Raw genomic sequence first — 19,253 nt, 5'->3', positions numbered from 1 at the left:
GTTGCGGTATGATTGGCTCAAGCCCGAAGCTAGCTCCTTCGAAATCGCGCCGTCGCCGTCGCAGTAACGAGTCTATCACCGCCCCAGATGAGTCCTGCAACGTCTTGAACCCGCTACTCGTCCAAGAACGCGGACAGCAACTTCCGCTCGCCCACGCGCAGGTGCTGGTGGAACGTCGGCGCGGAGACGCCCAGCGAGTCGCTGACCTCCTCGCCGGTACTCTCGCGGGGCCACTCGAAGAACCCGGCGTAGTAGGCCGCGTCGAGCGCCGACCGCTGGCGCTCGGTCAGGTCCTCCTCCAGCGAGGTCCGGAACTCCTCGACGGTGCGCGCCGGTCGCTCGCGTTCGCGCTGGGCGACGACTTCCGTGTTCGGGACGCTCTCCTGAATCGACTCCACCACCGGACGCACGTCGGCGTTCCGTGGAAGTTCCACGATGCTCCGGCCGCGCTCGGCGGTGAACTTCGCGTACCGGAGCGTCCCGCCGTGGTCGGCCAGACCCTGCAACGGCGACGGCCCGGTGTAGACGAACTCGAACAGGTCGCCGTCCTCGTGTTCGTTGACGAGGCGGGCCTGCTCTACGTCCGGCGCGTCGTCGGACAACTCCGACACTCGGTCGGGGTCGAGTCCGTCCACCGTCATGAAGTAGACGAACGACCCGTCTGCGGTCATCGTCACACCCTCGAGCGTGAACGTGCCGCCTTCCTCGCGGGGGACCCGCGAGAAGAAGCCCTTCCCGTCGTGAATCTCGAACTCGACTTCCACCACGTCGTCCGAGAGGAGCGCCTTCTTGTTCTCGGCGGCGTTGATGGCGTGGCCGATGGTCTCGCCGAGTTCCGCCAGCACCGCCTGCTCGCGGGCGTCGAAGGCGTTCGCTCGGTCGGCGTAGACGCAGAGGACGCCGTAGACCGTCTCGCGGTAGCGGAGCGGAAGCGCCGCGGTCGATTGATAGCCCCGCTTCAGCGCCTCCTCGCGCCACGGTTCGAAGTCCTCGTCGTCGGAGACGCTCTGGACGACCTGCACCTTCCCGGTGTCCAGCGCTTTCTGGGCCGGGCCGGTCGGCGTCTCGTCGCGCATCTCCCTGATTCGTTCGAGGTAGCCCTCTTCGAGACCCGCCCACGCGGTGGGTTCGGCCTGACTCGACCCGGCCATCGCCTCGCCTGTCCACGCGAACTGGTAGTGGTCGGACTTCGCCAGACGGTCGCAGACGGCTTGGGCGATTTCCTCGCGCGTCGAGGCCCGAACCAGCAGTTGGTCCACGTCTCGGATGACCGCGTTGATGCGGTCGAGTTCGGCGAGTTGGCTCCGCTGTTCGGACAGCTCTTCCTCGCGGGCCGCGCGGTTCAGCGCGACTTCGGCGTTGGCCGCCAGCACCCGCACGAGGTCGATTTCGTATCCGTCGAACGCGCCGACCGACAGCGACGCGACGGTCATCACGCCCCAGTCGCCCAGCGGGAACACGCCGAAGCCCCGAATCTCGTCGGACCCTCCGTCGAGCGCCTGCGGGTCGAGTTGGGCGTCGTCGAAGACGGCGGCCTCACCGGTCTCGAAGGCTTCGCCGACGATGCCATCGCCGTACCCGAACGATGGGGCCTCGCCCATTTTGGCGGTCGTCTCCTCGGGGATGATGTAGGGTTCGAGGCGTTCGGTCTCGTCGTCCCACCGGAAGACCGACGAGTGGGGGATGTCGAGTACGTCGCGTGCGGTCTCGACCGCCGTCTCGCAGATGTCGCGCTGGCGCTCGGCCGCCATCAGGTCGCGGGTCGCGCCGTGAAGCGCGTCGAGCATCTCCTCGCGCTCGACGCGTTCGGTCACGTCGTAGTAGAGTTCGACCCGACCGCCAGCGTACAGGCCCGATTCGATGGGCCTGCTGAGGTGCTGGAGGTGGCGGCCGACCCGCCCGTCGTCGGGCGTGACGTGACAGGTGAACTCTTCGACGCCGGTGTTGTCGTCGTAGGTCGCGGTCACGGTCTCGGCGAACGCCTCGGAGTTCTCGACCGAGTGACACACGTTCTCCTCGATGACTGTCCGTTTGTCCGCGCCGAGGACTCGCTCCCTGTCGAGACCGAAGTACTCGGCCACCGCGGAGTTAGCCCACGCCACCTGAAAGTCGTCGTCGAGGACGAAGATGCCAACGTCGGTGTTGTCCATCACGTCCTCGGTCATCGAGCGGTGGCGCTCCTCGTTGCGCTTGCGCTCGGTGATGTCGGTGTAGATGACGTAGTTACCGGCGTCACCCGACACCTCGGCGTTGCGGAGCAGGAAGTCCCGGATGCCGTCGTCGGCCTCGCGCTGGACCTCCGCATCGACGCGTTCGCCTCGCTGGACGAGTTCGTTGAGTCGCTCGGCCTCCTCGGTGGCGTCGTCCGGGACGAGCAAGTCGTCTAACGACTCGCCGAGGGCCGCCTCCGCGTCGTAGCCGAACGTCTCCTCGAACGCTTCGTTGACCGACTGGATGCGAGGTTCGCCGTCGTGCAGTTCGTAGCGCGCGGTCGGTTCGGGGACGTTCTCGAACAGCGCGGCGAACCGGTCGCGCTCCTCGCGGAGCGCTCTCTCGGACTGGACCCGGACCAGCGCCTCCGCCGCGTGGGAGACGAGCAGTTCGGCCAGTCGGAGGTCCTCGGCGTCGAACTCGTCGGGAGTGTGTGACCCCGCTTGCAGGACACCCTCGTCGCCGAACGGGACGCTGAGTAGCGACCGATACCTGTCGCTCACGATTTCCACGTTCGAAACGTCGTACACGTCGTCCACGACGAACGACTCGCCGGTCTGGTAGGTCTCGCCAGCGAGACCCTCGTCGGCGCGAAGCACGTCGTAGTCCGCTTCGTCCAACTCCGAGGACGCGGCTTTCGGGACGAGATACCCGTTCTCCTCAACGTCGATACCACAGATGTCGAACTTCAGAATCTCCTCGGCGGCGTTGACCGTCCGGCGATACACTTCCTCGGGCGTGTCACAGCCTTCGAGTTTGACGGCGACGTGGTGTAGCTCCTCTATCTTCTGCTTCTCGCGGGTCAGGTCTCGCTCCAACTGCTTGCGGTCGGTGATGTCGGTGTAGATTGCGTACCCGCCCTTCCCCTCGTCGGACACCTTCGCAGTCCGGAGCAGGAAGTCGCGCATCCCGTCGGCCCCGACGCGGCGGACTTCGGTGTTGAGGTGTTCCTGCTCGCGCAACTGGTCGAGGTGGACCTCGTACTCGGATTGCTCGTCTTCGGGGACGATGAGTTCGTCTATCCTCCGGCCGACGGCCTCGCTCGCGTCGTAGCCGAACACTTCTTCGAAGGCCTCGTTGACCGAGTGGACGACCGATTGGCCGTCGCGCACGCCGTAGTCGATGGTCGGTTCGGGGATGTTCTCGAACAGCGCGGCGAACCGGTCGCGTTCGGCTTCGAGGGCCGCCTCCGACCGCATTCGCCGGAGCGACTGGGCGACGTGGGAGGCGAGCAGTTCCGCGAGTTCCCGGTCGCTGTCGCCGAAGGCGTCGGCTTCCTTCGAGACGGCCTGAAACACTCCCAAGTCGGCGATTGGGACGGTCAGCGCCGCTCGATAGCCGCTCGCGGCAGGGTCCACGCCCTCGTCGTGGAGGTCACTGGTTCGGAGCGACCGGCCTTCCCTGTAGGCGCGGGCCGCGAGATTGTCCTCGGCCGACAGCGGCGTGGTCGTGTAGTAGCCGTCGGTCGGGACGCCCTTCGAGACGGCCTGCGGAACGAGCTCGTCGTCGTTAACTGTGTCTACCACGCAAAGGTCGAACTCTAGCAACTGCTCTGCGGTCTCGATGGCGAGTCGGCAGACCTCCTCGACACTCTCGCACTCTTCGAGTATGACCGCGACCTCGTGGAGTTCTCGGGTCTTGCGCTTCTCGGCTTCGAGGCGGTCTTCGAGTCGCTTGCGCTCGCTCACGTCCCGGACGACCGCCGAGAAGTAGTGTCTGCCGTCGCGTTCGGTCTCCCGGAACGACACCGCCAGCGGCACGTCGTGGCCTTCGCGGTGCTTGCCCGGCAGTTCCACGTAGTCGCGCTGGATGTGTCCCTCGTCCGCGGAGAGCGACTCGACGGTCTCGGTCACTTGGTCGTGGACCGACTCGTCGAGGAGTCGCTGGACCGGCCCGCCGACGACTGCTTCGGGGTCGTAGCCGAAGACGCGCTCGACGGCGGCGTTGGCGAACACGACTTCGCAGTCCTCGTCCAGCGTCACGATGGGGTCGGGCGACTCCTCGACTAGCGTCTCGAACCGGTCGCCGATTCGGTCGCGTTCGCGGCGCAGACTCCGGAACTCGGTCGCGCGCTCGACGCGCCGGGCCGTCCGCTCGGCGAGTCCGTCCTGCGGTCGAGTCGGGACGAACGCGGCGTCCGACGGTGCGTCGTCGGCCGACTCGCCGAGCAGGACCCGCGCGGTGTCGGGGTAGAGTTCCGCGACGGCATCGAGCAGTTCCGCCCCGTCCACGTCGGGGAGGTCGGCCTCGGCGACCACGCAGTCCGCGGCGTCGGTCTCAACGTGGTCGAGCGCCGCCGACCCCCGGTGTTTGCACCGGATTTTGGCGTTCGACAGCTCGGAGGCGATGGCCGCCGCCCGCGTCTCGTCGCCGACGTACACTATCTGTCGCGCGTCACCTCGCGTCCGGCTCTGTTCCCCCTCAGGCCGTAGCATCGTTATCACGACAGACACTCCGTAGTTGTTAGCGTTTCGCCTCTGGAAGGGTTCAAAGCGAGTTTGCTGTAACGAACCCGGCGTAAACGCTCCGTGACGCTTAGTTTCTCCGATTCGACGGCGCTCTGAAACGGAAGTGGCAAGCGGCGGCGGGCCGATTGTGAACGGCCATCGGGAGAGAACGGCAAACGACGAGAGCAGTTCGACGGAGCGGGGGCTTGAACCAATCGAGACCGAACCCGCACGGCACCGCGACTGCGCTGTATCGCTACCGGAGACTGTGGCGACTGTCGTTTCGGGACCGGCGGCGGCAGTTGTTTCGGAGAGCGAGTAACGGCGGCTAGACGTGCCTGCGACAGCGACGGCGATTTCGAAGGCGCTCGGTTCAGGCTTGAGCCAATCATCCCGCAACCGCGACAGCCACATCCTCCCCAACCGATTGCGTTGCCTGCGGTCGCAGGTCAGCGGGACGCTTCGCGTCTCGCAAGCCTCGCTCCCTGCGGTCGCTGTGCTACTCATCCACCGTCGGAAGCGAGTTCCGACGAGCAGTCGGTCGCTTCGCTCCCGACGACCTCGCGCGGATGGGCGCGGCGCACGAGCGCCGCGCCCGCACGCGCCAGTAGAGAAATAAAAACATGTCTCTAGCAAATTCTTCCCCGTTCTTTAGAAACGAAAACATTGCTCCACGCACTCGGACCTCGCCGCGCGAGGCGTCCGCCAGCGCGTTGTGCAACCATTAAGACCCGCGGCCCTCACGTCTCGGACATGCGACTGGAGGAGTACTGGGGGGTCGGACCCAAGACGCGCGAGCGTCTCGACGCCGAGTTGGGCACCGAGCGCGCGGTGGAAGCCATCGAGTCCGGCGAGGTCCGGGCGCTCGTCTCGGCGGGGTTGTCTCGCGGGCGCGCGACCCGAATCCTCCGGCGGGCCAACGGCGGCGAGGGCATGTCGGTCCTCTCGACGCGCGACACCCGCGCCGTCTACAAGGAACTGCTCGACGTGGCCAGCGACTACGCCGTGACCGAGGACGCCGCCGACCGAATGCGGGTGCTGACGCCGCTGATGGAGCGCGAGGCCGCCGAGAAGCGCCTTGACTCGGTGATGGACGCCGCCGAGTCGTGGGCCGGACTGGACGGCGAGACCCGCGAGGAAGTCCTGTCGGCGTTCGCCGAGTTCGCCGAGGACGACCGCATCGGCGACGAAGAGGCGGCGGTCCGGACCGTCCTCGCCCTGCGCGAGGCCGGACTCTCCGAGGGCGCGTTCTCTCGCGTGGCCGACATCGACCGGAACGCCCTCGACGCCGCGGCGTCGGCGCTCTCGGACCTCGACGGCGGCGACGTGGCCCGCGGCGTTGACGACGAACTCGACGACCTGCGCGACTCCGTAGCGAGCGTCGAGAGCCTCTCGGCGGACTCGCTCGACGCGATGGAGGAGATACGCGAGGAGGCCCGCGCCGGGGCGGAGTTCGGCGAAGTCGTCGTGGACTACGTGGCGAGCGAGACCGACGCCGGATTCCAGCGGGTCCGTGACGCCACGCCCGACGACGCCGTGGACGCCACCGACTTCGTGACGGCCACGCTCCGCGAACTGACCGCCGACCTCCGGGAGGAAGTCGAAGAGCGCGAGCGGTCGGTCGCCCGGCGACTCCGGGGCCGCATCGCCGAGAACCGCGAGGCCATCGACGCCGCGAAGTCGGCCGTCTCGGACCTCGCCTTCCACCTCTCGCTGGCCCGGTTCGCTCACGACTTCGACCTCACCCGCCCGACGTTCACCGACGACGGCTTCGCGGTCCGGAACGCCCGGAACGTCTCCATCGAAGCCAGCGACGAGTCGGTCCAACCCGTCACCTACGCCGTCGGCGACCACGGCGTGTCCGGCGCGGGCGGTGCGGGGTCGGCCGACCCCGCACCGCCCGACGGCGACCGGGTGTCGGTCCTGACCGGCGCGAACTCCGGGGGGAAGACGACCCTGCTCGAAACCATGTGTCAGGTTGCCCTGCTCGCCCAGATGGGCCTGCCCGTGCCCGCCGAGCGCGCGGAAGTCTCCATCTCCGAGGACATCGTGTTCCACCGCAGACACGCGAGTTTCAACGCTGGCGTGCTGGAATCGACGCTCCGGAGCATCGTCCCGCCGCTAACCGACGGCGCGAACACCCTGATGCTGGTGGACGAGTTCGAGGCCATCACCGAACCCGGAAGCGCCGCCGACCTGCTCCACGGACTCGTCCGACTCACCGTGGACCGCGGGGCGCTCGGGGTGTTCGTCACCCACCTCGCCGACGACCTCAAACCTTTGCCCGAGAAGGCTCGAAAGGACGGCATCTTCGCGGAGGGGTTGGACGAGGACCTCGAACTCGAAGTGGACTACCAGCCCCGGTTCGGCACGGTCGGCAAGTCCACGCCGGAGTTCATCGTCTCGCGCCTGCTCGCGGGCGCGGACGAGCGCGCCGAGCGCGCTGGCTTCGAGACGCTGGCCCGAGCGGTCGGCGAGGAGGCGGTCCAGCGCACCTTGGGCGACTGGTCGCCGGAAGCCGACGCCGACGACTGACCCGTGGCCGACTCGCCCTACGACTCCACCGACACTCACGCGCCGTCCAGTCCCACCGACGCCCGCCTCGTCCTCGCCGCGGGCGTCCTGCTCGGGGTCGTCGGTCTGGTCGCCACCGCCGCGCGCCACCCGAATCGGGTCGGCATGGACCTCCAAGTCTACTACGTCGCGGCGGCCCTCGGCGTCGAGACCCACCTGACGTACCTCCGGGTCGCGGTCCTCCCGCGTCTGTCGAGCGACTGGTCGCCGTCTTCGTCACGATGGCCGCTATCGTCGTCGGATTCCCCTCGCTGTTGCTGTACGCCGTCTATCTGGTCTTTCCGGCCGTGTCCCACTGCTCTATCTGTTGGAGCGCGGTCCGGCCCGACGCATGTTCGTCGCGGGCGCGTTCGTGGCGAACTTCGGGCTGATGTTCGTCGCGGCCGTCATGAACGGAAAGTAACACCTCTCGGGCGGACTTCCCTACGTTTTATTAATATCTGATATTTCCGCTTCAGTATGAAGAGACGACAACTGCTGGTCGTCGGAGCGACGCTCTTGGCGGGATGTTCCAGCGGAGAGTCAGGGACCGACGAGACGGAGACCGAACAGACCACCACGACGGCGACGACTGCAACGCCGACGCGGACGACGACAGCGACCGAAACGACGACGGAGACGACCACGACCGAAGAGACGACGACCGAGACCGAGACCGAACAGACCACCACGACGGAGAAACCCAACGAGGACATCGTGGCGGCCCGGAAACGACTCGAAGAGGCGTTCGAGGTCTACACGTCGGTCGCCAGTTCGTCCGACGGCGAAGTCTCGATACTTGACGTGACGTTCACCTCCGGCGCGTTCTCGCGGAGCAAACTCGTCAGTAGACTCGAAGACGCCCGAGACGCACTCGACGACGCCGCCCAGTCCGCGACGGACGACGAGAAGAAGACCATCGAGCGTCTGCGCGATGTGGCGCTGTTCTTCGAACACGCGTCTTACATCGAGCGAAACCTCGTTCGGGCGTACTACCACTACGGGAAGGTCCTCAAGTGGACCTACGCCGGGGACTACGCGAAGGCCAAGTCCACCTTCGAGAGGATGACCGAGGACCGGAAGAAGGCGGCCGACCGTCGCTGGACGGTGGACAAGGAGACGGATGTGGCGAGTACCGACGCGACCGACCTTCTCACCCGCGAGGAGTACGACGGGACGGTCAAGCGACTCCAGAACGGCGTCGGCGACGTGAAGAAACTGGAGTCGTTCGCGGAGAAACTCGTCGGCGGATTCGAGAAGTTCGCGGACGGGAACAGGAAGTACGGCAACGGGGCCTACGGAGACGCCGCCTCGTGGTTCTACCGGGCCGGTAACGACCTCGAAGACCTGAACGACGAGATTTCGGACGCCGAGTTGGTGGACGCGCTTTCGTCCACCGTCGAGAAACTCACCTGTCTCATCGAAGCAGTCGTGGAAGCGGCCGAACACATGGAGGAAGCCGCCGAGTCCCGAGAGAACGAGAACACAGACGCCGCCCGCCGCGCCGAACGGGACGCGCGGGACGCCGCCGAGTCCTGCGACGAGGTGTCGAAGACGCTGGCTATCGCCGAGGACATGGACAAGTGACTCGCCGTCCCGTCAGAAGAACAGCACCCACGCGATGAGTCCCATCGTGAGGATAGCCAAAAGCGCCGGGAGAAGCGCCAACACCGCTGTCGATACCCGGTCGAGTCGTTTCTCGTTGTCTACCGGCTTCAACACGCTGTACCCGCACTGGACGCACTGCTTGCGGTCGTTGCGGTGTTTTCGCCCGCAGTCTTTGCACTTCCACTGCTTTGGACCGAAACCCATGTGACGTTGACCGACTCGATGCACGCATGGGTGTTAGGTTTTGCGACCTATCGGACCGCCGAGGGTCCCCTCGTCGGCGACCCCCGGACCGCGGCGGCCACTAAATTTTAAGTTGTTCGGACAACACTTCCGGCTGTGTCCCGTTCACAATCTTCGCCCTCCAACACCCTGTTGGAGGCGTCTACGGTACCCGAGAGCGCGACCGAGGAGGTGTTCGACGCGTTGGCGCGGCCCGCCGAGACGAATCTGCTCGTCGTCTCCTACCGCGATACCCCCGACGCGTGGCTTCGAGACTGGCGGGGATTCGGCGGCGACTTGCCGTCCGAGGTCGGATTCGTCCACGTCGGAAACGCGACGCGTTCGGGCGCGGTCTCGGGCGCGACGCGGACGACCGGCGGTCCGTCGTCGTCCGACGACGGACCGTCGGTCGTGAAGGCCGTCTCGGACCCGACCGACCTCGCGCGGGTCGGCGTCACCGCGAGCGAGTACCTCGAAACGTGGGAGGACAACGCTCGCCAGACGGTGGTCTACCTCGACTCGCTGACGGCCCTGCTGGAGTCGGTCGCTTTCGACCGGGCCTTCGAGTTCTTCCACGTCCTCGCTGGCCGCGTCGAGAGCGTGGACGGCCGGGGGTACTACCTGCTAGACCCCACGGCCCACGACCACCGGTCGCTCTCGGCAGTCCGCGAACTCGCGGACGCGGTGGTGGACCTCGACGCAACCTCCGAAAACTAACTATAGATTTCTCTCGGACGTATTTAATTTTCTTATAGAAATATATTTATTTGCTCAACGTCGCGCTCTGTTTTCCCGGCGGACGCGCGGCCGAGCGGATGCTCGGCCGCGCGTCCGCGAGTCCGACGATTTCGGCGTGCCTCGGCGGAACCGTCGCCGGTCCTACCGGTCGCTCGCGGGGACCGCACCGCCGTGGCGAACGGGCGGAATTTCCGGAGTCGAACGCACGACGCGCCGCGTCTCGGAATCGTGACACGGAATAGCCACGCAGGGTTTATCTATCGGACCACCTTACCAACAGACTCATGACGGGGCCAATCCGCCAGCGCGAGCGCGAGCAAGAGACCGAACAGGAGGAGTCCGAGGAATCCCAGACGTGTCCTGAGTGCGAGGAAGGAACCTTAGTCACGGACGCTGGCGGGAGCGAGCTAGTGTGTCAGGACTGCGGACTGGTCGTCGAGGAACGCAACGTGGACCGCGGCCCCGAGTGGCGGGCGTTCAACCACCAAGAGCGCCAGTCGAAGAGTCGCGTCGGCGCGCCGACCACCAACACGATGCACGACAAAGGGCTAACGACCACCATCGACTGGAAGAACAAGGACGCCTACGGCCGGTCGCTCTCCTCGGAGAAGCGAAGCCAGATGCACCGCCTTCGCAAGTGGCAAGAGCGCATCCGGACGAAGGACGCGGGCGAGCGCAACCTCCAGTTCGCGCTCAGCGAACTCAACCGGATGTCGTCGGCGCTCGGGGTCCCCCGGTCGATTCAGGAAGTCGCCTCGGTCATCTACCGGCGCGCGCTCAAGGAGGACCTGATTCGCGGGCGCTCCATCGAGGGAGTCGCCACCGCCGCGCTCTACGCCGCCTGCCGGAAGGAGGGCATCCCGCGCTCGCTGGAGGAAGTCTCGGAAGTGGCCCGCGTGGACCGCAAGGAAATCGGCCGGACCTACCGCTACGTCTCCCAAGAACTCGAACTCGGGATGGAACCGGTAGACCCCAAGAAGTACGTCCCGCGGTTCTGCTCGGAACTCGACCTGAGCGAGGAAGTCGAGAGCAAGGCCAACGAGATTATCGACGTGACCGCCGAGAAGGGTCTGCTGTCGGGCAAGTCGCCGACCGGATACGCCGCCGCCGCCATCTACGCGGCCTCCCTGCTCTGCAACGAGAAGAAGACCCAGCGCGAAGTCGCGGACGTAGCTCAAGTCACCGAGGTTACGATTCGAAATCGGTATCAGGAGCAAATCAAGGCCATCGGACTTTACAACTGAGAGACCGTACCCCCGAGTGGCACCAAACTGTGCGGCGGAGACGACAATGGAAATGGAAATCGGACAGCGATTCGAGCGACGACTCGGCGAGGAGTTCGGCGGGGACGACGGGACGCGGCGCGTCGTCGCGCGACAGGCCCGTGACCTCGCAGACTCGGGACAGTTCGAGACGGACACCGACCGGAAGCTGACGGTCTCGGTCGTCGTCGAGAACCTTCGGGACGCGCCCGACGACCTCGAACTCGCCGAGCGGTGGAACTGGTGGATGGGTGCGCTTGAACTCGCCTACGGCGGCTACGACCGCTTCCGGGTCGTGCGGTGGGCGGGCGGCCGGGAGTGACGGCGCGGAGTCACGGCACCCCGCCGGTCGCACCGAGGTAGGCCACGTAGAACTGGACCGCGTTGAACGCGCCGTGGACGAACGCCGGGACGACGAGGTTGTCGGTCCACTCGTAGGCGACGCCGAGAACTGGCGAGAGGACGAGCAGAATTGCGAGGTACGCGAGCTTTCCCGACCCCTGTAGCGAGAAGACGTGGACGACGGCGAAGACGAAACTCGCCACGCCGATGGCGACCCACGGCCCGAACGCCTCGCGGAGTCGGCCCTGTACGACCCCGCGGTAGAGCAGTTCCTCGCCCGGACCGATGAACAGGAACGACAGCGGAACCAGCAGGAGGAAGATTCTGGGGTCCTGCTCGCCGAACTCTTCGACCGCGTTCGAGGCCGACTGGACGCCGAACGCCGAGAACAGCGCCGAGAGCGCGACGAGACCGGCGAACAGCGCTACGACGCCACCGACCGCCCACGCCGCGTCCCGAAGCGTCGGGATTCGCGCCTCGATGAAGTCCAGTCCTCGGTCGGTGTACCGCAGATAGCCGACCGCGAACGTTCCGAACGCGACACCCTGTCCCATCACGACCGAGACCGCGAGCAACAGCGCCGGGCGCTCCATCAGTGGGACGCCCGCCGCGAGCAGTGCGACCGCGGCCACGCCGACGACGACCACCGCGAAGGCGTACCCGCCGAGACCGAGCGCCGCCGCCGCGAGTAGGGTTCGTCCCGGCGCGGCAGATGGGGGCGGCCCGTCGATGCGTACTCGTTCCATCCTCTCGGGGTACGTTCCGGACTCACTTGAAAGTCGCTCGCACCGCGTCGTCTGGAGTCGTCGGGCCGCGGCGGTACCGCGGGCCACCGCGGTACCGCCGCGAGTCGCCCGCGCGTTCGACTTCGAAGACTTGCACGAGAATCACGAGTCGGCCGTCCGGGAAAGTCGCGCGGAGCATCGGCCCCCGACTCGTAGCGGCCACGTACGGCGGGTCGGCGACCGGCGGCGCGGATAGCGAGTGACCGACCGCTCGCGCCGCGCCCGCGAGTACGTCGGGCAAGCGCGTCCACGCACCCGCGGCGCGCAGTCGCGCGCGCAACGAGTCGGCGACGGCACTCCGGTCGGCCGTCGTGTCGCCGTCCCACGTCTCGGCCACCGCGTCGGCCCGCCGCAAGACGAGTTCGACGGTCTCTGCGTGGGTTTCGAGGACGTACTCGCGGGCGGCGTCTGCGGGGTCGGTCACGGGTACGTGTCGGGTTCGGCCGCCGAAGTATAAACCTCGGGGGAAAAGCCTACAAGTGAGGGGCCAAACCGTGGTGGTAGAGATGGAACAGATGATTCCACTATTCGGGCCGATTCCGGGCGGGATGGAGATGATGGTCATCCTCCTCATCGCCGTCCTGCTGTTCGGCGCGAACAAGATTCCGAAACTCGCCCGTTCGACCGGCGAGGCGATGGGCGAGTTCAAGAAAGGCCGACAAGAGATAGAAGACGAACTGCAGGAAGCGGCCGACCCCGACACGGACCCGGACCCCGACGTTGGTAGCGAGACCGACTCGAACGTCGATACCGACACGTCCGAAGTGTAACGCTGGCGGTCTACTTTCTGCGGGTTTCGTAACCGAAATCGGTTTCACACCGACTGGTATCGACCCCGAGGTTAAGGGGCTTCGGTACCAATCTTCCGATACATGAGTAGTGACGAGCTTCGAGAGACAAACACGGAAGAGCGCTTTTCGTTCAAGAAAGACGAGAGCGCGGCGGTGAAATCCGAGAAGGGGCTGACCGAAGAGGTCGTACGCCTCATCAGCGAGGACAAGGACGAACCGGAGTGGATGCTGGAGCGGCGACTCCGGGCGTTGGAACACTGGAAGAAGATGCCGATGCCGACCGACTGGCCGGGCCAACCCGACCTGTCGGAACTTGACGTAGAGGAAATCGTGCCGTACATCCGGCCGGACGTGGACAAGCGCGAGGGCGCGGATAGCTGGGACGACCTGCCCGAAGACATCCAAGACACCTTCGAGAAGCTGGGCATTCCGGAAGCCGAGCGCAAGGCGCTGTCGGGCGTCGGCGCTCAGTACGAGTCGGAGGTCGTCTACCAGAACATGCAAGAGCAGTGGGAGGAGAAAGGCGTCGTGTTCTGCAACATGGACGAAGCCGTCCAAGAACACGAGGACCTCGTGAAGGAGTACTTCATGACCTCCTGTGTCCCGCCGAGCGACAACAAGTTCGCCGCGCTCCACGGTGCCGTGTGGTCGGGCGGAAGCTTCGTCTACGTGCCCGAGGACGTGACGGTCGAGATGCCGGTACAGGCGTACTTCCGGATGAACTCGGAGGGGATGGGCCAGTTCGAGCACACGCTCATCATCGCCGAACCCGGCAGTGAAGTTCACTACATCGAAGGGTGCAGTGCGCCGAAATACGGCACGCACAACCTCCACAGCGGAGGTGTGGAAGTGTTCGTCAAGGAAGACGCGCACGTCCAGTACTCGACGGTGCAGAACTGGTCGAAGAACACGTTCAACCTCAACACCAAGCGCTCCATCGTGGAGAAGGGCGGCCGGATGGAGTGGGTGTCGGGGTCGATGGGGTCGAAGGCGACGATGCTGTACCCCTGCACGATTCTGAAGGGCCGGGGGGCGTCGGCGAACAACATCACCATCGCGTTCGCGGGCGAGGGCCAGAACATCGACACGGGCGCGAAGGTCTACCACAACGCGCCTCACACCAAGTCCACCATCGAGTCCAAATCCATCTCGAAGGACGGCGGCCGCACCAACTACCGGGGTCTGGTCCACATCTCGGAGGGTGCCGAACACTCCTCCACGTCGGTGGAGTGTGACGCGCTGATGTTCGACAACGAGAGTACGTCGGACACGATGCCGTACATGGAAATCGACGAGTCGAAGGTGGACGTGGCTCACGAGGCGACCGTCGGGAAAATCGGCGACGAAGACGTGTTCTACCTCCAATCCCGGGGGTTGGACGACGACGACGCCAAGCAGATGATTGTCTCGGGGTTCATCGAGCCGATTACGGAGGAGTTGCCCATCGAGTACGCCGTCGAGTTGAATCGGCTCATCGAGTTGGAGATGGAAGGCAGTCTCGGATAACTCCCGGAGAACGTTTTTCTCGAAGCTCTCGTTGCGCATCCGGTTCGCACCCGGTGACCGTCCGAATGCGATAGCCGTTTAAGGATGAAGGAAAATTGTCGGGTATGACCGGCGACTCCGCCGCTGGCGACGGCGAAGACAGCGGCGGGTCACTCGGCGTCAACGAGGTTCTGACCCTGCTGAGCGACCGGTACCGGCGACACGCCCTCGCGTGTCTCGACGGTCTGCCCGCGCCCGTCGCGCTCGAAGACCTGACGGACAAGGTGGCCGGGCGGGAGTTCCAACAACCGCCTGACAATGTGTCGATGATAACTCGGACCCAAATCGCCACGGCACTTCACCACAGTCACCTGCCGAAACTGGAGGAGTCCGGAATCATCGTCTACGACGAGGACGAGGGGGAAGTGACCGAAATCACCGTCGAGGCACCGCTCACGGGCTTTCTCGACAAGATTCGGCGACACGAGGGGTAGGCGACGGGGGTGGGTCGGTGGCTCCCGACCTCTCGCGCGCTACTTTTACCATTCCACTCCGGCGCGTTGGCAGTACGGTGCAGTCTGCCGTCGCGGGCGGTCGTCGGTGCTTCGACTCCCGTCACTCGTTTTTCGCTAACTCCGTAGACCCTCGAACCCCCCGGAGAACGAAGCCACCTACACTTAACTCCCCGTGAGCCGTCACCTTCCGTATGGCTTCGACTTGGCGACAGTTGCTTCCCCAATTTTTCGCAATGCTCCTGCTGTACTTCGTCGCCGTCATCGCGCTCGAAGCGGTCGGAATCGACGGGTTCGTCCCGCGAATCATCGTCGCGCTGGCGGTCGCGTTCGGCTACCCTGCGGCCCTACGACGACTCGGCCGCGCGCCGCCCGCGTGGGAACGGTAGGTCGGTCGGAGACGAGCGGAATTGTTTTGTTGTGTTAGAGCAATAATTTTGTTTGTTAGAGTCGGCTTAGTATTTGTTTTGTAGCGACTGCACAGCACCGCGAACGGAGGAGTCCGGAGTACAGCGACCACAACCGCACCGCGAACGAGAAAATCGAGAGAGCTAGCTACTGCCGACACCTCTCAGACCGCACAGCACCGCGACCGCGAACCACACGCCTCCCCAACCGATTGCGCGTCTCGCTCCCTCCGGTCGCTGTGATGCTCATCCCTCGCGCGACGATGGCGCGACACGCTCACGCGGTCGCGCCAGCGCGCGCCGGAGTCGAGAGGCGAGGGTATCGCCGAACGACACCCGAGATCCCGAAATACGGGGGAAACGTCGCTCACAGCGTCACGCCGAGGTGTCGGTCCATCACCTCGCTGTTCTCGCGCAACTGCTCGCTCGTGCCGTGGTAGACGATTTCCCCGCGGTCCAGCACGTAGTGACGGTCCGCGAGTTCCAGCGCCACTCCCACGTTCTGCTCGACCAGCAGGACCGAGATTCCCTCGTCGTTCAGACTCTCCACGAGGTCCTCGACCTGTCGGACGACGAACGGCGCGAGACCTTCGGTGGGTTCGTCGAGCAGGAGCAAATCGGCCCCTGCGACCAGCGCCCGCCCGATGGCGAGCATCTGCTGTTCGCCGCCCGAGAGCGCCGCGCCCTTCCGGTCGGGGTGGTCCCGCAGGTTCTCGAACTCCGCCAGCACCTCCTCGGGGTCCCGCGGGTCCGCGGTGTCGCCGCCGCCCAACTGCCCGACGCGCAGGTTCTCCGCGACCGTCAGACCGGGGAAGATGCGGCGCTCTTCGGGCACGAACGCGACGTTCCGCCGGACCGTCTCCTCGGGCGACAGCCCCGTCACGTCCTCGCCGCGGAAGGTGACGGTCCCCGCCGTGGGGACGACGTTGCCGACGACCGAGCGCAGAGTCGTCGTCTTGCCAGCGCCGTTGCGCCCGACCAGCGAGACGACTTCGCCCTCCTCGACGCAGAGCGAGACGCCGTGAAGCACCTCGGTCGCGCCGTACCCCGCGACGACGCCCGATACGTCGAGCAGTGGGTCCGCACACGCCCCGGCGTCGAGGCGGTCTGTGTTCCGACTCATTCCCGGACACCTCCGAGGTAGGCCCGCTGAACGTCGTCGTCCTCGGCGATGCGCTCGGGCGTGCCGGTCGCCAGCACCTGCCCGCGGTTCAGCACCGTCACCCTGTCGGAGACGTTCATCACGAGGTCGATGTCGTGTTCGATGAGCAACATCGTCCGGTCGGCGAGCACCTCCTCGACGAGGCGTATCGTCCGGCGGGTCTCCTCGCTCCCCATCCCCGCGGTGGGTTCGTCCAACAGCACGAGTTCGGGGTCGGTCGCCAGCACCAGTCCGAGTTCGAGACGCCGCCGGTCGCCGTGGGCCAGATTACGGGCGTAGTCGTCGCCCCGGTCTTCTAACCCGATTTCGGCCAGCACCTCGTCGGTCCGCGACTCGACCGACTCGAAGCGGTCGGTCGGAGTGAACAACTGGCGGCGGAGTCCGATTTCGCCCTCGCTCTCGGCGACCGACTGGGCCGAGAGCCTGACGTTCTCTCTGACCGAGAGACCGCCGAACACCGTCGAAATCTGGAACGACCGACCCATCCCGCGCCGGACGCGCTCGTGGGGAGCCATCCGGGTCACGTCCTCGCCGCGGAACCGGACCGTCCCCGAGGTGGGCCGGAGCGCGCCCGTGAGACAGTTGAACAGCGTGGTCTTGCCCGCGCCGTTCGGTCCGATGACGCTCCGGAACTCGCCGTCTCGGACTTCGAGGTCCACCGAATCGACCGCCACGAAGTCGCCGAACTGCTTGGTCAGGCCCTCGGTGTGGAGGACGGTCTCGGTGTCGAGCGCCCCGGCGTCGTCCGTGACGGCCATCACTCGTTCACCTCCCGGTCGGCCAGCGGTTCGGCGTCCTCGCCGCGACTCCCGGCGCGTCCGCCCATCGCCGCCAGTTTCTCGGGGAGCGAGACCAACCCTCGCGGGAGCAGGATGACGAACAGCACGAACACGAGTCCGAGCCAGAACTGCCAGTGGTCGGTGTACGACGACAGCAGGTCCTCGAACCCGATGTAGACGCCCGCGCCGACCATCGGGCCGTAGAGGGTCCCCATCCCACCGAGGACGGTCATCACGACCACCTCACCCGAGTTGAGCCAGAACAGCAGGGAAGGCGCGACGAACCCGTTCTGGACCGCGAACAGGCCGCCCGCGAGTCCCGCCATCGCGCCCGACACGACGAACGCCCGGCGCTTGTAGGCGGTCACGTCGTAGCCGACGAACTCGGTCCGGCGCTCGCTCTCCCGGATGGACTGGAGGACGCTCCCGAACGGTGCCCGCATCATCCGGCGCGCGACGAGGTAGGACCCGACGACGGTCGCCAGCAGGAAGTAGTAGAACAGGCCGTCTTCGCCGACCAGCGGTACCGTCTCGGCGATTTCGTCCAACTCCATCGCGAACCCGGCGACGCCGTACACCACGTCGGCACCGAACAGGCCGTCGCTCCCGCCGGTCCAGTCGAACTTGAACACGGCCCGGTAGAACAGTTGGGCGAACGCCAGCGTAATCATCGAGAAGTAGACGCCCGAGACCCGAATCGAGAGGTGGCCGATTGCCCACGCGATGACGCCGCAGACGGCGACTGCGGCCGCCAGCGCGACGAACGCCGACGGCGTGAGGTGCAACAGGACCAACACCGCGGCATAGGCACCCGTCCCGTAGAACAGGGCGTGACCGAGCGAGACCAGTCCGGCGTAGCCCATCACGAAGTCGAGGCTGAGCGCGAACAGTGCCCAGATGAGTACGTCGGTCAGGAGCGTCAGGACGTACTCGGTGTACAGAACGTCCACGCCGAGGGGGACGACGGCCAGCAGAGCCACCGCGACCGCGCCCAAGCCGAACCGCTGGCGGTCGGTCAACACGCCGCCGCCCCGACCCGCGAGCAACTCTCCTTCGGACTCCGAGGTCGTCTGCCACTCGGGGTTGCCGAACAGCCCTTCGGGTTTGACCAGCAGGACGCCTATCATCAGCACGAAGACGATGAGACCCTCCAGCGCGGGGACGTAGGTCCGGGCGAGCGTCTGGACGACGCCGACCCCGAGTCCGCCGACGACCGCCCCGCGGAAGCTTCCGAGACCCCCGAGGACGACGATGACGAACGCCGGGATGATGACCGCGTTGCCCATGCCGGGACTCACGTTCTGGTACGCGCCGAGAACCACGCCCGCGACCGCGGCCAGCGCCGCGCCCGCGCCGAAGACCAGCGTGTAGTATCGGTCGATGTCGATGCCGAGGTTCCGGACCATCTCGCGGTCTTGGGACCCGGCGCGCACGACCAGTCCGAATCTGGTGTTGTTGAGCGCCCACCATGTCCCGAGCGAGAGGAGCGCGCCGAACGCGATGATGAAGTAACTGTACAGCGAGTTGTTGACGCCGAGAATCGTCACCGGGCCGTCCAGAATCGGCGGCGGACTGAACGCCTTGGCCTGCTTGCCCCAGAAGAAGGTGATGGCGTCGTTGACCATCAACACGAGTCCGAACGTCAGCAGGATGTGGTAGAGGGGGTTGCGGTCGTAGAGCGGTCGAAGAGTCAGTCGCTCGATGACCGCGCCGACGACGCCGACGAGCAGTGGTGCGACCACCAGCGCCAGCCAGAACCCCATCCCGCCGAAGGGCGCGACCACGGCGAACGCGAAGTACGCCCCGAGCGCGAACAGTTCGCCGTGCGCGAAGTTGATAACGTCCATCACGCCGAAGATGACCGACAGACCCGCGGCTATCAGGACGTACACCATCCCGATGGTCAGGCCGTTCAGCAGTTGCTCGGCGAACCCCGTGAGACCGACCAT

At 66.0% G+C, this 19,253-nt stretch carries 16 protein-coding genes; 9 read left to right on the top strand and 7 right to left on the bottom strand.

Annotated elements, in window-relative coordinates; all coding sequences use genetic code 11:
* Window positions 1–113: 113 nt before the first annotated feature.
* A complete protein-coding gene (locus P2T60_RS18195; protein WP_276282535.1) occupies window positions 114–4,646 on the bottom strand; it encodes a GAF domain-containing protein in 4,533 nt (1,510 codons plus the stop codon).
* Window positions 4,647–5,411: 765 nt separating this feature from the next.
* On the opposite strand from P2T60_RS18195, the gene P2T60_RS18190 reads away from it, so the two are divergent.
* Both P2T60_RS18190 and P2T60_RS18185 read left to right on the top strand, forming a co-directional pair.
* Complete coding sequence (locus P2T60_RS18190) at window positions 5,412–7,193, top strand: MutS-related protein (RefSeq protein ID WP_276282534.1); 1,782 nt, start codon at window positions 5,412–5,414, stop codon at window positions 7,191–7,193.
* Between the two features lie 498 nt (window positions 7,194–7,691).
* Window positions 7,692–8,798, top strand: coding sequence for a hypothetical protein (locus P2T60_RS18185; RefSeq protein WP_276282533.1), 1,107 nt, complete (start codon window positions 7,692–7,694; stop codon window positions 8,796–8,798).
* A gap of 12 nt (window positions 8,799–8,810) precedes the next feature.
* On the opposite strand, the gene P2T60_RS18180 is transcribed toward P2T60_RS18185, so the two are convergent.
* The gene (locus P2T60_RS18180; RefSeq protein WP_276282532.1) at window positions 8,811–9,023 is read right to left on the bottom strand and encodes a hypothetical protein; all 213 of its coding nucleotides are present in this window, start codon (window positions 9,021–9,023) and stop codon (window positions 8,811–8,813) included.
* A gap of 135 nt (window positions 9,024–9,158) precedes the next feature.
* Here P2T60_RS18180 and P2T60_RS18175 point away from each other — a divergent pair, with 135 nt between their 5' ends.
* From P2T60_RS18175 to P2T60_RS18165, 3 genes are all read left to right on the top strand, one after another.
* Window positions 9,159–9,758: a DUF7504 family protein gene (locus tag P2T60_RS18175; RefSeq protein WP_276282531.1), complete on the top strand. Its 600-nt coding sequence runs from the start codon at window positions 9,159–9,161 to the stop codon at window positions 9,756–9,758.
* Window positions 9,759–10,063: 305 nt separating this feature from the next.
* Complete coding sequence (locus P2T60_RS18170) at window positions 10,064–11,023, top strand: transcription initiation factor IIB (protein ID WP_276282530.1); 960 nt, start codon at window positions 10,064–10,066, stop codon at window positions 11,021–11,023.
* A 46-nt stretch (window positions 11,024–11,069) separates the two neighbouring features.
* Window positions 11,070–11,363, top strand: a complete 294-nt coding sequence (locus P2T60_RS18165) for a WNWW family protein (RefSeq protein ID WP_382208415.1) — start codon at window positions 11,070–11,072, stop codon at window positions 11,361–11,363.
* Window positions 11,364–11,373: 10 nt separating this feature from the next.
* On the opposite strand, the gene P2T60_RS18160 is transcribed toward P2T60_RS18165, so the two are convergent.
* Window positions 11,374–12,129, bottom strand: a complete 756-nt coding sequence (locus tag P2T60_RS18160; RefSeq protein WP_276282529.1) for a CPBP family intramembrane glutamic endopeptidase — start codon at window positions 12,127–12,129, stop codon at window positions 11,374–11,376.
* A 22-nt stretch (window positions 12,130–12,151) separates the two neighbouring features.
* Window positions 12,152–12,592 (bottom strand): DUF7988 family protein, encoded by a 441-nt coding sequence (locus P2T60_RS18155; protein WP_276282528.1) that lies wholly within the window; start codon window positions 12,590–12,592, stop codon window positions 12,152–12,154.
* Between the two features lie 82 nt (window positions 12,593–12,674).
* Here P2T60_RS18155 and P2T60_RS18150 point away from each other — a divergent pair, with 82 nt between their 5' ends.
* The 4 genes from P2T60_RS18150 (at window position 12,675) to P2T60_RS18135 (ending at window position 15,345) form a co-directional block, all read left to right on the top strand.
* Window positions 12,675–12,938 carry a twin-arginine translocase TatA/TatE family subunit gene (locus P2T60_RS18150; RefSeq protein ID WP_276282609.1) on the top strand — a complete coding sequence of 88 codons (264 nt, stop codon included), beginning with the start codon at window positions 12,675–12,677 and terminating at the stop codon, window positions 12,936–12,938.
* A 102-nt stretch (window positions 12,939–13,040) separates the two neighbouring features.
* A complete protein-coding gene (gene sufB, locus P2T60_RS18145) occupies window positions 13,041–14,465 on the top strand; it encodes a Fe-S cluster assembly protein SufB (protein ID WP_276282527.1) in 1,425 nt (474 codons plus the stop codon).
* Window positions 14,466–14,569: 104 nt separating this feature from the next.
* Window positions 14,570–14,938: a DUF7344 domain-containing protein gene (locus P2T60_RS18140; protein ID WP_276282526.1), complete on the top strand. Its 369-nt coding sequence runs from the start codon at window positions 14,570–14,572 to the stop codon at window positions 14,936–14,938.
* 212 nt (window positions 14,939–15,150) lie between these two features.
* Window positions 15,151–15,345 (top strand): hypothetical protein, encoded by a 195-nt coding sequence (locus tag P2T60_RS18135; protein ID WP_276282525.1) that lies wholly within the window; start codon window positions 15,151–15,153, stop codon window positions 15,343–15,345.
* A gap of 385 nt (window positions 15,346–15,730) precedes the next feature.
* Here the strand turns inward: P2T60_RS18135 and P2T60_RS18130 are convergent, their stop codons facing one another.
* From P2T60_RS18130 to P2T60_RS18120, 3 genes are read right to left on the bottom strand one after another with little or no spacing between them, the layout of a single operon-like run.
* Window positions 15,731–16,486 carry an ABC transporter ATP-binding protein gene (locus tag P2T60_RS18130; RefSeq protein ID WP_276282524.1) on the bottom strand — a complete coding sequence of 252 codons (756 nt, stop codon included), beginning with the start codon at window positions 16,484–16,486 and terminating at the stop codon, window positions 15,731–15,733.
* Entirely contained in the window at window positions 16,483–17,283 is an 801-nt protein-coding gene (locus tag P2T60_RS18125; RefSeq protein WP_276282523.1) for an ABC transporter ATP-binding protein, read from the bottom strand. The genes P2T60_RS18130 and P2T60_RS18125 overlap by 4 nt, the downstream gene beginning before the upstream one ends.
* Entirely contained in the window at window positions 17,283–19,253 is a 1,971-nt protein-coding gene (locus tag P2T60_RS18120) for an ABC transporter permease (protein ID WP_276282522.1), read from the bottom strand. The genes P2T60_RS18125 and P2T60_RS18120 overlap by 1 nt, the downstream gene beginning before the upstream one ends.

The organism is Halorussus caseinilyticus, from assembly GCF_029338395.1.
GTDB lineage: Archaea > Halobacteriota > Halobacteria > Halobacteriales > Haladaptataceae > Halorussus > Halorussus caseinilyticus.
Note: the sequence above shows the minus strand (reverse complement) of the source record. Positions and strands in the feature narration are given on the sequence as shown.

What these genes read in the sequence shown, in the direction of transcription:
- P2T60_RS18195 (WP_276282535.1), bottom strand. Translation starts at nt 4,646, where the DNA reads ATGCTACGGCCTGAGGGGGAACAGAGCCGGACGCGAGGTGACGCGCGA.
- P2T60_RS18190 (WP_276282534.1), top strand. Translation starts at nt 5,412, where the DNA reads ATGCGACTGGAGGAGTACTGGGGGGTCGGACCCAAGACGCGCGAGCGT.
- P2T60_RS18185 (WP_276282533.1), top strand. Translation starts at nt 7,692, where the DNA reads ATGAAGAGACGACAACTGCTGGTCGTCGGAGCGACGCTCTTGGCGGGA.
- P2T60_RS18180 (WP_276282532.1), bottom strand. Translation starts at nt 9,023, where the DNA reads ATGGGTTTCGGTCCAAAGCAGTGGAAGTGCAAAGACTGCGGGCGAAAA.
- P2T60_RS18170 (WP_276282530.1), top strand. Translation starts at nt 10,064, where the DNA reads ATGACGGGGCCAATCCGCCAGCGCGAGCGCGAGCAAGAGACCGAACAG.
- P2T60_RS18165 (WP_382208415.1), top strand. Translation starts at nt 11,070, where the DNA reads ATGGAAATGGAAATCGGACAGCGATTCGAGCGACGACTCGGCGAGGAG.
- P2T60_RS18160 (WP_276282529.1), bottom strand. Translation starts at nt 12,129, where the DNA reads ATGGAACGAGTACGCATCGACGGGCCGCCCCCATCTGCCGCGCCGGGA.
- P2T60_RS18150 (WP_276282609.1), top strand. Translation starts at nt 12,675, where the DNA reads ATGGAACAGATGATTCCACTATTCGGGCCGATTCCGGGCGGGATGGAG.
- sufB (WP_276282527.1), top strand. Translation starts at nt 13,041, where the DNA reads ATGAGTAGTGACGAGCTTCGAGAGACAAACACGGAAGAGCGCTTTTCG.
- P2T60_RS18140 (WP_276282526.1), top strand. Translation starts at nt 14,570, where the DNA reads ATGACCGGCGACTCCGCCGCTGGCGACGGCGAAGACAGCGGCGGGTCA.
- P2T60_RS18135 (WP_276282525.1), top strand. Translation starts at nt 15,151, where the DNA reads ATGGCTTCGACTTGGCGACAGTTGCTTCCCCAATTTTTCGCAATGCTC.
- P2T60_RS18130 (WP_276282524.1), bottom strand. Translation starts at nt 16,486, where the DNA reads ATGAGTCGGAACACAGACCGCCTCGACGCCGGGGCGTGTGCGGACCCA.
- P2T60_RS18125 (WP_276282523.1), bottom strand. Translation starts at nt 17,283, where the DNA reads ATGGCCGTCACGGACGACGCCGGGGCGCTCGACACCGAGACCGTCCTC.
- P2T60_RS18120 (WP_276282522.1), bottom strand. Translation starts at nt 19,253, where the DNA reads ATGGTCGGTCTCACGGGGTTCGCCGAGCAACTGCTGAACGGCCTGACC.